The organism is Bartonella sp. AP57NXGY (genome assembly GCF_042195805.1).
In the GTDB taxonomy this organism is placed as follows: domain Bacteria; phylum Pseudomonadota; class Alphaproteobacteria; order Rhizobiales; family Rhizobiaceae; genus Bartonella.
This window is the reverse complement of the sequence record NZ_JBHIOZ010000404.1, coordinates 1-932: the sequence shown is the minus strand read 5'-3', so window position 1 is coordinate 932 and position 932 is coordinate 1. Positions and strand designations below refer to the sequence as shown.

Sequence of the window (932 nt, the reverse complement as noted above, 5' to 3'; positions counted from 1 at the left end):
ATTCACGAGCAAGAGAACGTTCCCAAAAAAGCAAAACGAGCGCAAGCTAATCGCGGTTGTCGATTGCCAGAGGATTTCAAACCTAATTTGCAATACGCAATCGATCAAGGATTAACGCATGATGAGGCGCTGTTAGAAACCGAACGGTTCACAAATTACTGGATAGCAAACCCAGGTAAAAATGCAAACAAACGAGATTGGCAAAGGACTTGGTACAATTGGGTTACAAGCCCTATCGGAACGCTAGCAAAGAAAAAAGCAAGATTAGAACAGGAAAAACGGTTAGGTGGTTATCATGGAAAATTCACTCAGAAAACTTTCACAGAACAGCTTGCAGAAGGCTTCAACCAACTCAGAGATCAACTCTCATCTGGAGAAGATTATGGAAATGATCAGTCCGGGGTATCCATTGACGCTGAAAGCTGGGAATACATTGACGAAACAGGAGGAAGAGCAAACCTTAGATGCTTGCAATCTTCTACAAGCGTTGCTCTCTGTGAAAGCTTCAGTTAAGCAAATTGAGCAAGCTTCTTTCCTACTCTCAAGCATGAGAGTCCCTGCGAACACAGATTCCAAAGCCGTTGTTCTATCCTATAGCATGATGCTGGAACGGATTTCAGCATATGCTCTGAAAAAAGGCGTCGAAAATATCGTAACTGGTCAAGCAATTGGGATATCAAAAACATTTATGCCAACTTGTGGAGAGCTTTTAACTTATTGCCAGACACTAGAAAATACCCTTCTTTCAAAAGCCGAAACTGTACGTAGAGCAATTGAAAACACACGTGAGAAAACACTCAAAGAAAAAACAGCGAAAGAGCATTTTAGACCACTAACGCTTGTTCACAAGCAAGAGCTTGAAGAGACTTTAAATGGCATTGGTGGGATAATGAAACGCTTTGGTCCACAGCAAACTAGTGAAAAGTGCTGAT

The 932-nt window shown here is 41.7% G+C and carries 1 protein-coding gene and 1 pseudogene; both read left to right on the top strand.

Annotated features, from left to right (window positions below):
* Window positions 1-513: pseudogene (locus ACFIL8_RS11140) on the top strand (hypothetical protein); the annotation flags it as partial.
* On the top strand, window positions 497-931 hold the full coding sequence (locus ACFIL8_RS11135; RefSeq protein ID WP_375628923.1) for a hypothetical protein: 435 nt from the start codon (window positions 497-499) through the stop codon (window positions 929-931). The pseudogene ACFIL8_RS11140 and the gene ACFIL8_RS11135, both read left to right, overlap by 17 nt.
* Window position 932 lies beyond the last annotated feature (1 nt).